14 protein-coding genes are annotated in these 14,374 nt (G+C 63.9%); 9 read left to right on the forward strand and 5 right to left on the reverse strand.

From position 1 onward, the window contains the following. Nucleotides 1–6: 6 nt before the first annotated feature. Nucleotides 7–1,479 (reverse strand): FAD-dependent oxidoreductase, encoded by a 1,473-nt coding sequence (locus QCE73_RS36125; RefSeq protein WP_309885644.1) that lies wholly within the window; start codon nucleotides 1,477–1,479, stop codon nucleotides 7–9. Between the two features lie 34 nt (nucleotides 1,480–1,513). After that, nucleotides 1,514–1,861, reverse strand: a complete 348-nt coding sequence (locus QCE73_RS36130) for a cupin domain-containing protein (RefSeq protein WP_187602978.1) — start codon at nucleotides 1,859–1,861, stop codon at nucleotides 1,514–1,516. A gap of 201 nt (nucleotides 1,862–2,062) precedes the next feature. Here QCE73_RS36130 and QCE73_RS36135 point away from each other — a divergent pair, with 201 nt between their 5' ends. The 5 genes from QCE73_RS36135 to QCE73_RS36155 all read left to right on the forward strand — a co-directional run bounded on the left by QCE73_RS36135 (nucleotide 2,063) and on the right by QCE73_RS36155 (nucleotide 7,248). Beyond that, entirely contained in the window at nucleotides 2,063–2,908 is an 846-nt protein-coding gene (locus tag QCE73_RS36135) for a LuxR C-terminal-related transcriptional regulator (RefSeq protein WP_309885645.1), read from the forward strand. Between the two features lie 113 nt (nucleotides 2,909–3,021). After that, complete coding sequence (gene speB / locus QCE73_RS36140) at nucleotides 3,022–3,987, forward strand: agmatinase (protein WP_035504913.1); 966 nt, start codon at nucleotides 3,022–3,024, stop codon at nucleotides 3,985–3,987. A 2-nt stretch (nucleotides 3,988–3,989) separates the two neighbouring features. After that, on the forward strand, nucleotides 3,990–5,474 hold the full coding sequence (locus tag QCE73_RS36145; RefSeq protein WP_309885646.1) for an aldehyde dehydrogenase family protein: 1,485 nt from the start codon (nucleotides 3,990–3,992) through the stop codon (nucleotides 5,472–5,474). Between the two features lie 125 nt (nucleotides 5,475–5,599). After that, nucleotides 5,600–5,920 carry a helix-turn-helix transcriptional regulator gene (locus QCE73_RS36150; protein WP_309885647.1) on the forward strand — a complete coding sequence of 107 codons (321 nt, stop codon included), beginning with the start codon at nucleotides 5,600–5,602 and terminating at the stop codon, nucleotides 5,918–5,920. Continuing rightward, on the forward strand, nucleotides 5,920–7,248 hold the full coding sequence (locus QCE73_RS36155) for a type II toxin-antitoxin system HipA family toxin (protein WP_309885689.1): 1,329 nt from the start codon (nucleotides 5,920–5,922) through the stop codon (nucleotides 7,246–7,248). Before QCE73_RS36150 ends, QCE73_RS36155 begins: the two co-directional genes overlap by 1 nt. A gap of 21 nt (nucleotides 7,249–7,269) precedes the next feature. Here QCE73_RS36155 and QCE73_RS36160 read toward each other — a convergent pair whose 3' ends face one another. From QCE73_RS36160 to gcvA, 3 genes are all read right to left on the reverse strand, one after another. Continuing rightward, complete coding sequence (locus QCE73_RS36160; RefSeq protein ID WP_309885690.1) at nucleotides 7,270–7,671, reverse strand: hypothetical protein; 402 nt, start codon at nucleotides 7,669–7,671, stop codon at nucleotides 7,270–7,272. 105 nt (nucleotides 7,672–7,776) lie between these two features. Further along, on the reverse strand, nucleotides 7,777–9,534 hold the full coding sequence (locus QCE73_RS36165; RefSeq protein WP_309885648.1) for a hypothetical protein: 1,758 nt from the start codon (nucleotides 9,532–9,534) through the stop codon (nucleotides 7,777–7,779). Nucleotides 9,535–9,546: 12 nt separating this feature from the next. Beyond that, entirely contained in the window at nucleotides 9,547–10,440 is an 894-nt protein-coding gene (gcvA, locus tag QCE73_RS36170; protein WP_035504926.1) for a transcriptional regulator GcvA, read from the reverse strand. 222 nt (nucleotides 10,441–10,662) lie between these two features. Here gcvA and QCE73_RS36175 point away from each other — a divergent pair, with 222 nt between their 5' ends. The 4 genes from QCE73_RS36175 (at nucleotide 10,663) to QCE73_RS36190 (ending at nucleotide 14,372) form a co-directional block, all read left to right on the forward strand. Beyond that, a complete protein-coding gene (locus tag QCE73_RS36175) occupies nucleotides 10,663–11,433 on the forward strand; it encodes a transketolase (RefSeq protein ID WP_222946356.1) in 771 nt (256 codons plus the stop codon). Next, complete coding sequence (locus tag QCE73_RS36180) at nucleotides 11,430–12,428, forward strand: transketolase family protein (protein ID WP_035509509.1); 999 nt, start codon at nucleotides 11,430–11,432, stop codon at nucleotides 12,426–12,428. Before QCE73_RS36175 ends, QCE73_RS36180 begins: the two co-directional genes overlap by 4 nt. A gap of 52 nt (nucleotides 12,429–12,480) precedes the next feature. Beyond that, nucleotides 12,481–13,245 (forward strand): SDR family NAD(P)-dependent oxidoreductase, encoded by a 765-nt coding sequence (locus tag QCE73_RS36185; RefSeq protein WP_035509512.1) that lies wholly within the window; start codon nucleotides 12,481–12,483, stop codon nucleotides 13,243–13,245. A gap of 86 nt (nucleotides 13,246–13,331) precedes the next feature. Continuing rightward, complete coding sequence (locus tag QCE73_RS36190; protein ID WP_035509515.1) at nucleotides 13,332–14,372, forward strand: TRAP transporter substrate-binding protein; 1,041 nt, start codon at nucleotides 13,332–13,334, stop codon at nucleotides 14,370–14,372. Nucleotides 14,373–14,374 lie beyond the last annotated feature (2 nt).

Here is a 14,374-nt window from a genome sequence, read left to right on the forward strand (position 1 = left end):
CCGCGCTCACATGGGAAAGCCCATCGCCTTGATGCCTTTGATCCACGCGCGCTTCCAGCCGCCTTCTGCATCGGCGCCGTCGAACGCGTGGAAGGTCACCTTCGCGGCCAGCCATCGCACCGGCTCGGGCGGGATGTACGTCGGGCTTTGATTGGCGATGTCGAGCGCGCGCTCGGGGCTTGCGCGATCGAACAGGATGTTCAGGCCCATGAACGCGCCGAAGCGGCTCGCGGCCACGCCGAAACCCGTGTAGCCCGCGACGAACACGGCCTTGTCGCCGAGATAGCGCTTCGCGAACACCGAGCCGCGCGAGCAATAGTCGATCGGGCCGCCCCACGCGTGCGAAAAGCGCACATCGCTCAATTGCGGGAAGGTCGTGTAGAACGCTTGCGCGAGCCGGTAGTACGTGTCGCGCTGCTGGTCGCTCGGCGGATTGGGATCGCCGTCGAAGTGATAGCTCACGAGGCCGCCGAAGATGATGTTGTTGTTCTTCGTGAGGCGGAAATAATTGAGCTGCGTGCGCGTGTCGTAAATGCCCTGGCGCTGCTTCCAGCCGATGCGCGCCAGTTGTTCCTCGGTGAGCGGCTCGGTCGCGAGCACGTGATCGCGCACCTGCAACACACGGCGGTTGATGTCGGGAATGCCTACTTTCGCGGTGCCGCTGCCGAACACGACGCGCGGCGCGCGCACGGTGCCCGCCGGCGTTTTCACGAAGACGGTCTCGCCTTCGTCGCTTACGGTCATCAACGGGCTGTGTTCGTAGATCCGCACGCCGAGTTCGAGCGCCGCGCGTTTGAGACCCCACGCAAGCTTGGCCGGATGCACGATGCCGCTGCGGTTGCGCGACCAGAGCGCGCCCGCGAACAGCGGCGAATCGAGCTGTGCGCGCGTGGCCGCTGCGTCGAGCAGCACGACGTCGTGGCCATAAGACTTGTGCAGATCGTAATCGGCGCGCAGATGATCGACGTGATCCGGATCGACGGCCACCGTCATCTCGCCGTTCCACTCGATGTCGGCATCGATGCCGTAGCGCTTGAGCGTCGCCTCGAAGCCGTCGAGGTTGCGCTGGCCGAACTCTTCGAGCTCCGCGATATCGTCCGGGAACACGCGTACCGCGTTGGGCAGCCCGTGCATCACCGATGTCGAGATGATGCCGCCCGCGCGCCCCGATGCGCCGTGCGCGATCCGTCCCGCCTCGATCAGCACGACATCGAGTTCGGGCATCTGCTCCTTCGCCTGCACCGCGGCCCACAGCCCGGTGAAGCCGCCGCCGACGATCAGCAGATCGGCGCGCGTATCGCTCACGAGCGCCGGTTCGGCCGGCGGCTCGGCGGGATTGTCGAGCCAGTAAGGCAGGAGGCGCGTGCGGGCGAGCGCTTCCTCGACGCTCAGTTTGACAGACGTGCGACGCACGCCGCGCGACGCCTCCTGCGCGGGCGCGGCAATGTCGGCTTCGAAAAGTTGCGCGCTTTCGTTCATGACGTGTCTCCTCCTCGGGCGCGGCGCGCGATTGTTATTGCTGCGGTTCGAGCACGACGTAGAACTTCTTCGCGTCCTCGATCGTTTCCCAGCGGCCCGCGAAACCCGCGGGCAGAAGATAGCCCTGCCCCGCCGTGAATTCCTTGCGACCGCCGTTCACGTCGATCAGCGCGATCCGGCCTTCGACGAGCCAGACCGCTTCGTCGGCCGTCGTCGCGGGGAAATCGACAGCGCCGGCCTTGCCTTCCCACCAGCCGATCACGTAATTGCCGCTTTGGCCTTCGGCCGCGCGCCAGTCGCTTTCGTCCATGCCGTAGTCCAGCTTCGTGAACTGCCCGATGCCCTCGCCCAGCGGCGCGATGTCTTGAATCAGCTTGCTCATGTGCTTCCCTTGTTGCGTCGGTTTGAATTGAATCGGTGCGCCAAAGTTACCGATTCACGCTGCCCCGGTATGCCCCCCCGCAGGGGGGACAAGCGGCGTTTAGCGAAGCGCGGGTAAATACCTAGATTTGCTGAAAACCCCTTCTGGCAAGGGCTATAACGCATGGTCTACAATCGAAGGGACTTTTCTTCGCGGCGCGCCATGCTGCTCAACGTACCCCCGCTCAATCAGGATCAAGCCGAGTTCGCGCTCTCGTTCAAGACGCTTGGCAAAGTCATCGAAGCTGTCGGCACACCGGATTTCGTGCCGCGTCTCACGCTGCTTCTCAATGAAGTCGTGCCGCTCAATGTCGTGCACATCGAGCGCTCGCGCGTGGACCGCAGCAAGCCCACGGGCTTTCGCTGCGAATGGATCGGCAGCAGCGGTGTGGGCATGGACACGGGCGTGATCTCCGAAGTCATGACGCTCTACTACGACCGCTTCTACGATACCGATCCGCTCTTCGCGGGCATTCGCGGCAAGATCGGCACGCTGCTCGTGGTGCGCGACATCGGCGCGATACCGCCCGGCGAATTTCGCCAGCGTCTTTTCGACGAAGCGCTGATCGCGCATGAATGCGTGCTCGCACGCGGCACGCCTCACGCGCAGGATTCGATCGCGCTCGAACGCGCGCTCGACGCGCCGCCGTTCACGCTCGCCGAGATGAACCGCTTTCGCAACGTGAGCGAGTTCCTGTTTCCGCTGCTGGAGTTGCACGCATCGACGAGCGCGGCGAAACGCGTCGCGCATCCCACGTCGTTTCTGCATCCGCTCGCGCAGTTCGACGCGCGCATTGCCGCCGACGACGTGCGCCTGTCCAAACGCGAGTACGAAATCTGCACGCATCTCATCACGGGCCGCACGGTGCCCGAGGCGGCGGAGATCATCGGCGTGCGCATCGGCACGGCCGAGTCGTATGTGAAGCGCGCGTTCGCGAAGCTCGGCGTGCGCACCAAGCGCGACCTGATCGCGTGGGGGCAGGCTTGCCCCCGTCTCACGGCCACCTGAGGCCCCGTTCACATCGAACCGGCTCGATGTGAACATTTCGACTTCGTGATTTGCGCTGCAGTCTCGTCGCCTAACATCGCCCCGTCCACATAACGATGACGGGAGACGAGCCCATGCAGCGTGAACTCAACCAGCCGCTCGGCGGCAACGACATGCCGCGCTTCGGCGGCATCGCGACCATGATGCGCCTGCCGCAGGCGAACAGCACCGAAGGCCTCGACGCGTGTTTCGTCGGCGTGCCGCTCGATATCGGCACGTCCAACCGCTCGGGCGCGCGCTTCGGGCCGCGCCAGATCCGCTCGGAATCCGTGCTGCTGCGCCCCTACAACATGGCGACGCGCGCCGCGCCCTTCGATTCGCTGCAAGTAGCCGATATCGGCGATGTCGCCACCAATCCCTATGATTTGAAGGATTCGATCCGCCTGATCGAATCGGCTTACGACGCGATCGTCGCGAACGGCTGCCGTCCGATCACGCTCGGCGGCGATCACACGATCGCGTGGCCGATCCTGCGCGCATTGCACAAGAAGTACGGCAAGGTTGCCGTGGTGCATGTCGATGCACACGCCGACGTCAACGACACGATGTTCGGCGAGAAGATCGCGCACGGCACGCCGTTTCGACGCGCGGTGGAAGACGGTCTGCTCCAGTGCGACAAGGTCACGCAAATCGGCCTGCGCGGCACCGGCTACCACGCCGACGACTTCGACTGGTGCCGCGAACAGGGCTTCACCGTCGTGCAGGCCGAAGCGTGCTGGAACAGGTCGCTCGCGCCGTTGATGGAGGAAGTGCGCGCGCGCGTGGGCGATGCGCCCGTTTATCTCAGCTTCGATATCGACGGGCTCGACCCCGCGTTCGCGCCCGGCACCGGCACGCCCGAAGTGGGCGGCCTGACCGTGCAGCAGGGCCTCGAAATCGTGCGCGGCATGAAGGGGCTCAATGTCGTCGGCGCGGATCTCGTCGAGGTATCGCCGCCTTACGATCAGGCCGGCACGACAGCGCTCGTCGGCGCCAATCTCGCGTTCGAAATGCTCTGCGTGATGCCGGGCGTCACCTACCGTCAAAGCACGCGAGGATGAACATGGCCGCTCGACTCGAACGACATCCCGAAGACGGCTCGATCCTGCTGCCCGCCGCGACGATCGCGGGCACGCGCTACGGCGCATCGAACTGGGAAGCGGGCAACGCGATCCACGATGCATCGACTGGCGAGGTCATCGGCTGGCAGGAACACGCCGATGCCGCGCAAATCGATGCCGCCGTGCGTGCGGCGCGCGCCGCGCTCGATGCATGGCGCAACCGGACGCCCGCTGCGCGCGGCGAGGTGCTGCGCAAGATCGCCGAACTGCTCGCAACGGAGCGCGCGGGCCTCTCCGCGATGCAGCAGCAGGTGAGCGGCAAGCCGCCGCTCGAAGCCGACACCGACGTAAGCGACGCCATCGCCACGTTCGATTACTACGCGGACCTGTGCGCGGACGGTTCGCTCTTCGCCGCCGATTCTCTCGCATTGCCCGACGACACCGTGACGGGCGAGCGTCATTACGAAGCGGTCGGCGTGGCCGCGCTGATCGTGCCGTGGAATTTCCCGATGGTCACGACCTCGTGGAAGATCGCGCCCGCGCTCGCGGCGGGTTGCACCGTGGTGCTGAAACCGTCCGAATTCACGTCGCCGGTCGAGCATCGGCTCGCGGAAATCATGACGGCAGCGGGTGTGCCCGATGGCGTCGTGAATCTCGTGAACGGCGGCGGCGAAGTGGGCGCGCGGCTCGCGGCGCATCCGCTCATCGACAAGATTTCGTTCACGGGCAGCACGGCCGTGGGCCGCAAGGTCATGCAGACCGCGGCGCAGGACATGAAGCGCGTGACGCTCGAACTCGGCGGGAAATCCGCGCTGATCGTGCGCGCCGACGCGGATATCGAACACGCGGTCGCGCTCGCTTTGGGCGGCGCGTTCACGAACGCGGGGCAGATGTGTTCGGCCACCTCGCGCATCATCGTGCACGACGATGTCTATCGCAAGTTCATGGCGGCCTTCGAAGCGGCGGTGCGCGCGCTCGTGGTCGGGTCGCCGCGGACTGAAAACGTCGCGATGGGCCCGCTCGTTTCCGCTGCGCAGCGCGCGCGCGTGCAAGCGCTGCTCGAACAAGGCGTGGCCGACGGCGCGAAGATCGCGTTCAGCGGCGCGCTCGACGGTGCCTGCGCGGAAGGCTTTTTCATGGCGCCCGTCGTTGTCGCGGAACCGGATACGGCCAACGTGTTGTGGACGGAGGAAGTGTTCGGGCCGGTCGCGTGCGTGAAATCGTTCCGAACCGACGACGAAGCCATCGCGCTCGCCAACGACACGCGCTATGGACTCGTGGCGACGGTCGTCACGCGCGATGACGACGCCGCACGCCGCTATCGCAATGCGCTGCGTGCGGGCCTCGTCTGGATCAACACACCGCAACTGATCTTCCCGCAAGTGTGCTGGGGCGGACTCGGTTTGAGCGGCATCGGCCGTGAACTCGGGGTTGCCGGATTGCGCAGCTATCAGGAGTTGCGTCATACCATCGTGTCGCGCGGATAGCGTCGCGCAAAGCTCCTACAGTCGATAAGCTGTATATTGCATTTACAGTCGATGGACTGTTTCGTGCATAAACAGTCCATAAGCTGTAAAATGAATTTACAGCTTAAAACCTGTAGGAGCGCGCGGTGGACTATTCCCTGAAAACACTCGGCCAGCTCAGGCCGATCCTGCTCGGCTTCCGCAAGGCCGCGGGCCTGACGCAAGCGGCGGTCGCGGAGCGTCTGGGCGTCACGCAGCAGACTTACGCGCAACTCGAAGCCAATCCCGCGGCCGTGAGCGTCGAGCGGCTGTTCAAGGTCCTGCGCGTGCTCGATGTCGAACTCGCGCTCACCCGAAGCGAATCCCCGCCCGCCGACCCGCCGCCCGTCGCCGCGAAAGCGACGGCAGCGCGCGCTCGCCGCGCATCGCGGCCGACTGACGCCACGAAAAAGCGGGAGAACTGGTAATCATGGCGCGCCGCACGCAAACAGGACGGCTCGACCTGTGGATGAACGGCCTGCCCGTCGGATACTGGGAAAACGGCGCCGGCGGCGAACGGCTCGTCTATCGCGAAGACTGGATCGCCGATACGCAGGGCCGTCCGCTGTCGCTGTCGCTGCCCTTTACGCCGGGCAATCAGCCGTGGCGCGGGCAGGTCGTCACGGATTTCTTCGACAACCTCCTGCCCGACAGCGAGCCGATCCGCCGCCGCATCGCCACGCGCTTTCGCACCGGCGGCACGACGCCGTTCGAGTTGCTCGCGCAATTGGGGCGCGATTGCGTCGGCGCCATTCAGATGCTGCCGCCCGGCGAAGAGCCCGCCGATCTCGAAAGCATCAAGGGCCGCGCGCTCACCGAAGCGCAGATCGCGCGTCTGTTGCGCGAGACGACAACCGCGCCGCAGCTCGGCCAGCACGAAGCGGTCGACGACCTTCGCCTGTCCATCGCCGGCGCGCAGGAAAAGACCGCGCTCCTGCGTCACGGCAGGCGCTGGCTTCTGCCGGAAGGCAGCACCCCGACCACGCATATCTTCAAGCTGCCGCTCGGCCTCGTCGGCAACATGCGCGCCGACATGCGCACGTCGGTCGAGAACGAATGGCTCTGCTCGAAGATCGTCGCCGCGTATGGCCTGCCCATCGCGCGCTGCGAAATGGATCAGTTTGCGGATCAGAAGGTGCTGGTCGTCGAGCGCTTCGATCGCCGCCTGTCGAGCGACAAGTCGTGGATTCTGCGCCTGCCGCAGGAAGACATGTGTCAGGCCACCGGCACGCCCGCGTTGCACAAGTACGAATCGGACGGCGGCCCGGGCATCGAGCGCATCATGGACGTGCTCTCCGGATCGAAGCACGCCACGCAGGATCGCCGCCACTTTTTCCTGACGCAGATGATCTTCTGGCTCCTCGCCGCCACCGATGGCCACGCGAAGAACTTCAGCATCGCGCATCTGCCGGGCAACCAGTACGAATCGACGCCGCTCTACGACGTGCTTTCGGCGCATCCGCTCATCGGCCGCGGGCCCGACAAGTTCGCCGCGCGACGCGTGCGGCTCGCCATGGCCGTGCGCGGCAAGAACGTCCACTATCTGATCGGCGAAATCCAGCGCCGGCACTGGATCGCGCAGGGGCGGCGCGTCGGGCTCGCCGTCCCCGAAGTCGAATCGATGATCGACGATCTCGGCGCGCGCACGCCCGCGGTCATCGACGAAGTGGCCGCGCGTCTTCCCGGCGACTTCCCGATGGACGTCGCCGAGGCCATCTTCGACGGCATGCGCCGATTGGCACGCAAGCTCGTGTGATGGAGTGCGTCGAGGCGACGCTCATTTCGGCGCAGGCGCAGGCGCGGACGATGGACACTTCATGTCGGCGCCCTTCGCGCCATCGACGTTCTTCAGGGACACGAGCAGCCTGCTTCCCGTATTCGCCGTGATGATGTGCCCGTAACTGACGGTCGGGATGAACTTGATATCGGGCGCGACGGAGACGGGCGGGGTTTGAGCGCCATCGACGGTCAGGTCGAGTTCCACGGTGATCGAATCGATCGCAACGCCGTAGTTCTGCCCGTGTTCGGCCTGAGCTTTCTTGAAGTTGCACACGCCGTCCAGAACATTCTGGAGCGCCGTCGGTATGTCAACCGACTTTCCCGGTGGAATGGGCGGCGTGTTGCAGGCGGCGAGAAGAATCGGTAAAGCCAGAACAGGCAGCGAGACGTACGCGCGCATCTGAATCTCCCAGCCCTTTGGAGAGGGCACAGTATCGAGCAAACGAGGCTTTTCGTCCATGCGGTTTCTTACTCACCATTCACGCGAATCCGGGAGACTGCCGGTTCATCGGCCGAGCACTGTCACAGCGGAAAATCGCGTCAGTTGCGAAACGTCGCGACTGTCTCCCAGATAACGAATATCGGGCAGCCTGTCCAGCCGAACAGGATCGGCGGCCAGTCCGCGAGCCACCAGGCGCTGCAGGACATCATGACGTAACCAGAGAAGCGTCCCGTCGTATACCGCCGGCAGATAGTTCGCCTCGAATTCGGCGACCGAGTATATGCCGCTATCGCGGCTCCATACGCCATGCGTTTCGATGACTTCCGGGCGTTCCCTGTTCAGATACTCAGCAAGCCCTGCATACCCGCGACGCGCCAGCGAAGGGTTGGTCAAGAGCCCCGAATCCAGAATGTCCAGATGTTCGCAGCACAATGCGGCGCCACCGACGTCCGGCGTCATGAACTTGAGCGTCGATTGCCCCAGATGCTCGCGCAGACGATCGACCGACGCACCCGTCATCGCGTAGTTCTGTGGCGTGACACCGCGCCAGTCGCCGGGGGAATCGCGCCATACTCGCTTTCGGGCCTCGCCTTCTGCGGCATTCAACGCGGACGGCAGTACGCCACGCATCGCCGCACCGAGGATGATCGTGTCGACGTTTTCGCGCAGCACCGCAAGGTTGACCAGGAAGCTTCCGCACAGACACAGCAATAGTCCGCGCAATACACGTGGCTCACGCATATGTGCGAAACGTTCCGCGAGCGCAAGGACGAACACGGGCAGCACCGCCACGAACATCCGCCCCGTGTAACCCCAGTTTCTTCCCGATATCAGTGCGAACACGCCAAAGGCGCATATCAGCAGTACGGGCATCGGATCCAGACGGCGCTCTTGAACGCGCTTCCGGCTCATATACATGCCAGCCAGAAACGCAGCGTTCACGAAGAGAAAATCCTTCAGCCCGCGCAGCTTCTCCACTACGCCGTCCCAGCCTTTTTTACTGTAGGGCACCTGAAGCTTGGCGAGAATGGTATTCGGCACAAGCGCTCCGAAGACCCAATACCTCCAGATCGTCAGCAGCAGAAAACAAAGCATGAGCCACGCGCACATTCGAAGGGCACGCGGACGATCGTGCGGGTAAAACACGACCATCCAGCCGAGCGCGAGACCGAGATAGAACACCGCCTCGAAACGGACCAGCAACAGAAGCGGCAACAGGGCATAAGCGAACGTCGATTGCGCGCGCCAGCAGAGCACGAACGCAAACAGCAGCAACGCGAAGATCGTCATTTCCATGCCGTTGACGATCTCGGCCTGACAGGCCGGCAGCAGCCCCAGCAAGCTCACGACGATGAGGCGATGCGTCGGGCTCGGCAGGAACGGTTGAAGTGCGCGCCACACGAGCACCAAGGTGGCGCTGAGTGCGATGAAGGAGAGTAATTGCGCCGTTCTGATCGCTTCGAGAAAGCCTGGCTGAAGCAGCCACTGGCCCATCGCCAGCATCGCCGTCATGAGCAAGCTCGACGTGCCTTCGGCCGACACCGAAGCGGGCGTCAATGCAAACAACCCGTGACGTCCGAGTGTGCGCGCATAGGCTACGGTGATGGCGCCATCGTCCCAGCCATAGGCGCCGACGAGCGCTATCGCTGTCAACGAAAGCGCCGCATACGCGACAACGAAGAGGAACCCGGTAGCTCCCGCTCTCGCCTCGATCCTGTGTGTAAGGTGCTCGGGCATAGTCAGTCGGCGCAAGTGACATGACGGATGATACATCGGGCAATAGCGAGTGAAGCCCGAAGTCTCAGAAAGCAATGCGATCACGCCGACGCTTCTTCACGACCGGTCCAGCTCCTCGAACAACCAGTCCTGAAAACTGCGCACCTTCGGCAAGTCCGCGCACGACTTGAGCAGATTGAGCGTATAGCCATTGACCTTGAGTCCGTCGAAGCCGAACGGCGCGACGAGCCGTCCCGTCTCCAGCTCGCGCTGCACCAGAAGTAAGCTCTCCAGACACACGCCGCCGCCATCCGTCGCCGCGCTGATCGCCATGAACGAGCGATCGAAACGCGGTCCGCGTGAGATATCGATCGGCGTCTTGCGATGCAGCCGCATGAAGTCGCGCCAGCCGACCAGACACCCTTCGCTGTGAATGAGCGTGTGATGCCGCAGGTCCGCGACCGTGCGTATCGGATGCTCGCCTTCGAGCAGCGTCGGCGAGCACAGCGGCACGATCGTTTCGGTGGGCAGATCGAGCACCATCGTTCCCGCAGGCTGCAAGCGGCGCGCGCCATAACGCAAATCGATATCCACCGCCTCGCGCGCCAAATCCACCGGATCGTTCGATGCATTCAGCCGCAAGTCGATATCCGGATGCAGCGCCGAAAAGCGCGCGAGCCGCGGCATCAGCCATTGCGTAGCGAAGCTCGGCGTCGAATGCAGCGTGAGGATATCGCTCTTGGCGACGCGTCCGATATCGCGCGTCGCCTTGTCGATGCGCGCGAACGCGGCGCCGATCTCCTCCGCATAACGCCGTCCGCTGTCGGTCAGGATCACCGTCCGGTGCATGCGATGAAAGAGCCGCACGCTCAATTGCTCCTCCAGCAATTTGATCTGATGACTGACTGCCGAAGGCGTCACGAAAAGCTCGTCCGCAGCAAGCGAGAAGGACGAAAGCCTCGCCGCGGCCTCGAAAGCCTGTATGGACTTGAGCGTGACTCGATGTTGCATTGCAGTGATCGCATGAATTGAGTTCAACGATCAGCCACTTTAATTCGTTTGAGCGCGTGTCATCAAGCGAATACGCTTCATATACGGGCCTGACGCACCAAACAAGGGAATACCCGGATCGCAGGCGCATCCGACAAAAGCAAACAAGGAGACATCGCCGTGAACACGAGCATCACGCAGCTCGCGGAACATGCTCATCGCATCCGCCGCAACGCGCTACTCATGGGTGAAGTGCAGGGCCAGGGCTATATCGGCCAGGCGCTCGATATCGCCGACGTGCTGGCCGTCGCTTACTTCGGCGCGATGAACTATCGCCCCGAAGACCCCGACTGGGAAGAGCGCGACCGCTTCCTGCTCTCGAACGGCCACTATGCGATCGCGCTGTACGCCGCGCTTTTCGAAGCGGGCATCCTGCCGCAGGACGAACTCGAAACCTACGGCAGCGACGACAGCCGTCTGCCGATGTCCGGCATGGCGAGCTACACCCCAGGCATGGAGATGTCGGGCGGATCGCTCGGGCAAGGACTCACGATTGCAGTCGGCCGTTGTCTCGGTCTCAAGCGCAAGGGCTCGAAGTCCTTCGTCTATACGCTCTTTTCCGATGGCGAACTCGACGAAGGTTCCGTCTGGGAAGGCCTCATGTCCGCCGCGCACTGGAAGCTCGACAACCTCATCGCGATGGTCGATGTGAACAATCAGCAAGCCGATGGCCCCTCGACGCAGATCATGGCGTTCGAGCCGCTCGTCGAGAAGCTCGAAGCGTTCGGCTGGTACGTGCAACGCATCGACGGCAACGATATCGACGCCGTGAAGCAAGCCTTCGACAACGCACGCAATTTGAAGGATGCGAAGCCGCGCATCATCGTGTGCGATACGAAGATGGGCTCTGGCGTGCCGTTCCTCGAAGAGCGAGAGAAGAATCACTTCATTCGCGTCGATCCGCACGAGTGGCAACTCGCGCTCGAAGCACTGGAAGCCGGGAGAAACGCATGAGCACCGTAGCGAAGAAGCCGCGCCTGAAGACTTCGGCGATGATCGCGTCCATCGCGGGCGAAGGACAGGTCACACGTTCCGCGCCGTTCGGCCACGCGCTCGCGGAGCTTGCGCGCAGCAACGCGAATGTCGTCGGCATGACAGCCGACCTCGGCAAGTACACCGACCTGCATATCTTCGGGAAGGAGTTTCCCGAGCGCTATTACCAGATGGGCATGGCCGAGCAACTGTTGATGGGCGCGGCGGCGGGCATGGCGCATGAAGGCGCGCTGCCGTTCGTCACGACCTATGCCGTGTTCGCGACGCGCCGCGCTTATGACTTCATCCATCAGACGATCGCTGAAGACAATCTCGACGTGAAGATCGTCGCCGCGCTGCCCGGTTTGACAACCGGTTACGGCCCGAGCCATCAGGCCGCCGAAGACCTCGCATTGATGCGCGCGATGCCGAACATGACCGTGATCGATCCGTGCGATGCGCTCGATATCGAGCAGATGGTGCCCGCCATCGCCGCACACAAAGGGCCGGTGTATGCGCGCCTTCTGCGCGGCAACGTGCCCGCCGTGCTCGACGAATACGGCTATCGCTTCGAGCTTGGCAAAGCCAAGTTGCTGCGCGACGGCGCCGACGTGTTGCTGGTGTCCTCCGGGATCATGACCATGCGCTCGCTCGAAGCCGCGAAAGCGCTCGAACAGGACAACGTCGATGTCGCCGTGCTGCACGTGCCGACCATCAAGCCGCTCGACACCGCCACCATTCTGCGCGAGGCGAAGCGCACCGGCCGCATGGTCGTCGTCGCGGAGAACCATAGCGTGATCGGCGGCCTCGGCGAAGCGGTCGCGCGCACGCTGCTCGGCGCGGGCGTGACGCCCGCGTTCCGCCAGATCGCGCTGCCCGACGCCTTTCTCGACGCCGGCGCATTGCCGACGCTTCACGATCGCTACGGCATTTCCACCGAAGCGATGTGCAACACCATCAAAGGCTGGCTCGGCTGAGCCGTCATCACTCGTTCCGAACAACTTCATCATCGATCAGGAGCACACCATCATGTCAGAGTCGCGTCTTCTCGAAGGCAAGGTCGCCGTCATTTCCGGAGCGGCATCGCCGCGAGGAATCGGCATGGCGACGGCCCGCATGTTCGCGAAGCACGGCGCGAAAGTCGCCATTCTCGATCTCGACGAAGCCGCCGCGCGCGAAGCCGCCAGCGGCATCGGACCGGAGCATCGCGGCTATGCGTGCAACGTCACCGACCGCGCCGCCTGCGATAAAGCCGTGCAGCAAGTCATCGCGGATTTCGGCGTCATCGACGTGCTCATCAACAATGCGGGCATCACGCAGGCCGTGAAGCTGCTCGACATCGACGCGCAAAGCTGGGACCGCGTCCTCGACGTGAATCTGCGCGGCGTGCTGTATCTGTCGCAGGCGGTCGTGCCGCAGATGAAACGTCAGGGCGGCGGCTCGATCGGCTGCATGTCGTCGGTATCGGCGCAGCGCGGCGGCGGCATTCTCGGCGGCCCGCACTATTCCGCGGCCAAGGCGGGCGTGCTCGGTCTCGCCAAGGCGATGGCGCGCGAGCTCGGCAACGACGGCATCCGCGTGAACTGCGTGACGCCCGGCCTGATCCAGACCGACATCAACGCGGGCAAGATCAGCGATGAAAAGCGCGTCGAGATTCTCGCCGGCATTCCGCTCAACCGTCTCGGCGGACCGGACGATGTGGCCGGCGCATTCCTGTTCCTCGCGTCGCCGATTTCGTCCTACATCACCGGCGCCGTGATCGATGTGAACGGAGGCATGCTGATCCACGGCTGACGCAATATCGGAGACACGCGCCGTCGAGAGCGCGTGCTCCACGCAGACAAAACCGATCGCCATAACCAGGTTTGGAGGAGCACATCATGACCACCCGCTCGATCAAAAGCGGCATCGACAGGCGCACGTTCCTGAAGACGGGCGCCACCATCGCCGCAGCCGCGCCGCTCTGGAGCCTCACGACGCGCAAAGCGTCGGCGGCGGACTTCTCGTACAAGCTCGCGACGGGCCAGGACCCGACGCATCCGGTGAACATCCGCGCGCAGCAGGCCTGCGACAAGATTCGCGAAGCCACCGGCGGCAAGCTCGACATCAAGCTGTTCCCGGCGAACCAGCTCGGCTCCGACACGGACCTGCTCTCGCAGGTGCGCAGCGGCGGCGTCGAGTTCTTCAATCTCGCCTCGTCGATTCTCGCGACGCTCACGCCCGCCGCGGGCATCGTCAACACGGGTTTCGCGTTCCCCGATTACGACCACGTCTGGAAAGCGATGGACGGCGATCTCGGCGGCTATGTCCGCTCGCAGGTCGAGAAGTCCGGCATTCTCGCGGTGTCGAAACCGTGGGACAACGGCTTTCGCCAGATCAGCTCGTCCACGCGCGTCGTGAAGACGCCCGCCGATCTGAAGGGCTTCAAGATTCGCGTGCCGCAAGCGCCGATGCTCACCTCGCTCTTCAAGTCGCTCGACGCGGGCCCGGCGCCCATCAACTTCAACGAGCTTTATTCGGCGCTGCAAACCGGCGTGGTGGAAGGCCAGGAGAATCCGCTGCCGATCATCGCGACGGCCAAGCTCTACGAAGTGCAGAAGTCCATCAGCCTGACCTCGCATGTGTGGGACGCGTACTGGATTCTCGGCAATCGTCGCGCGTGGCAGGCGCTGCCCGCCGACATGCGCGCCATCGTCACGCGCGAATTCGACGCCGCCGGCATGCTGCAACGCGCGGACATCGCGCAGCTCAACGGCTCGTTGCGCGATCAGTTGAAGGGCAAAGGCATCAACATCGTGGATGTGGACCGCGAAGCCTTCCGCGGCGCGCTCAAGAAGACCAGCTTCTATAGCGACTGGAAAGCGAAGTACGGCGATCAAGGCTGGGGCACGCTCGAAAAGTACACCGGAAAACTGGTATGAAA

The sequence above is a fragment of the Caballeronia sp. LZ029 genome (genome assembly GCF_031451275.1).
Classification (GTDB): Bacteria; Pseudomonadota; Gammaproteobacteria; order Burkholderiales; family Burkholderiaceae; genus Caballeronia; species Caballeronia jiangsuensis.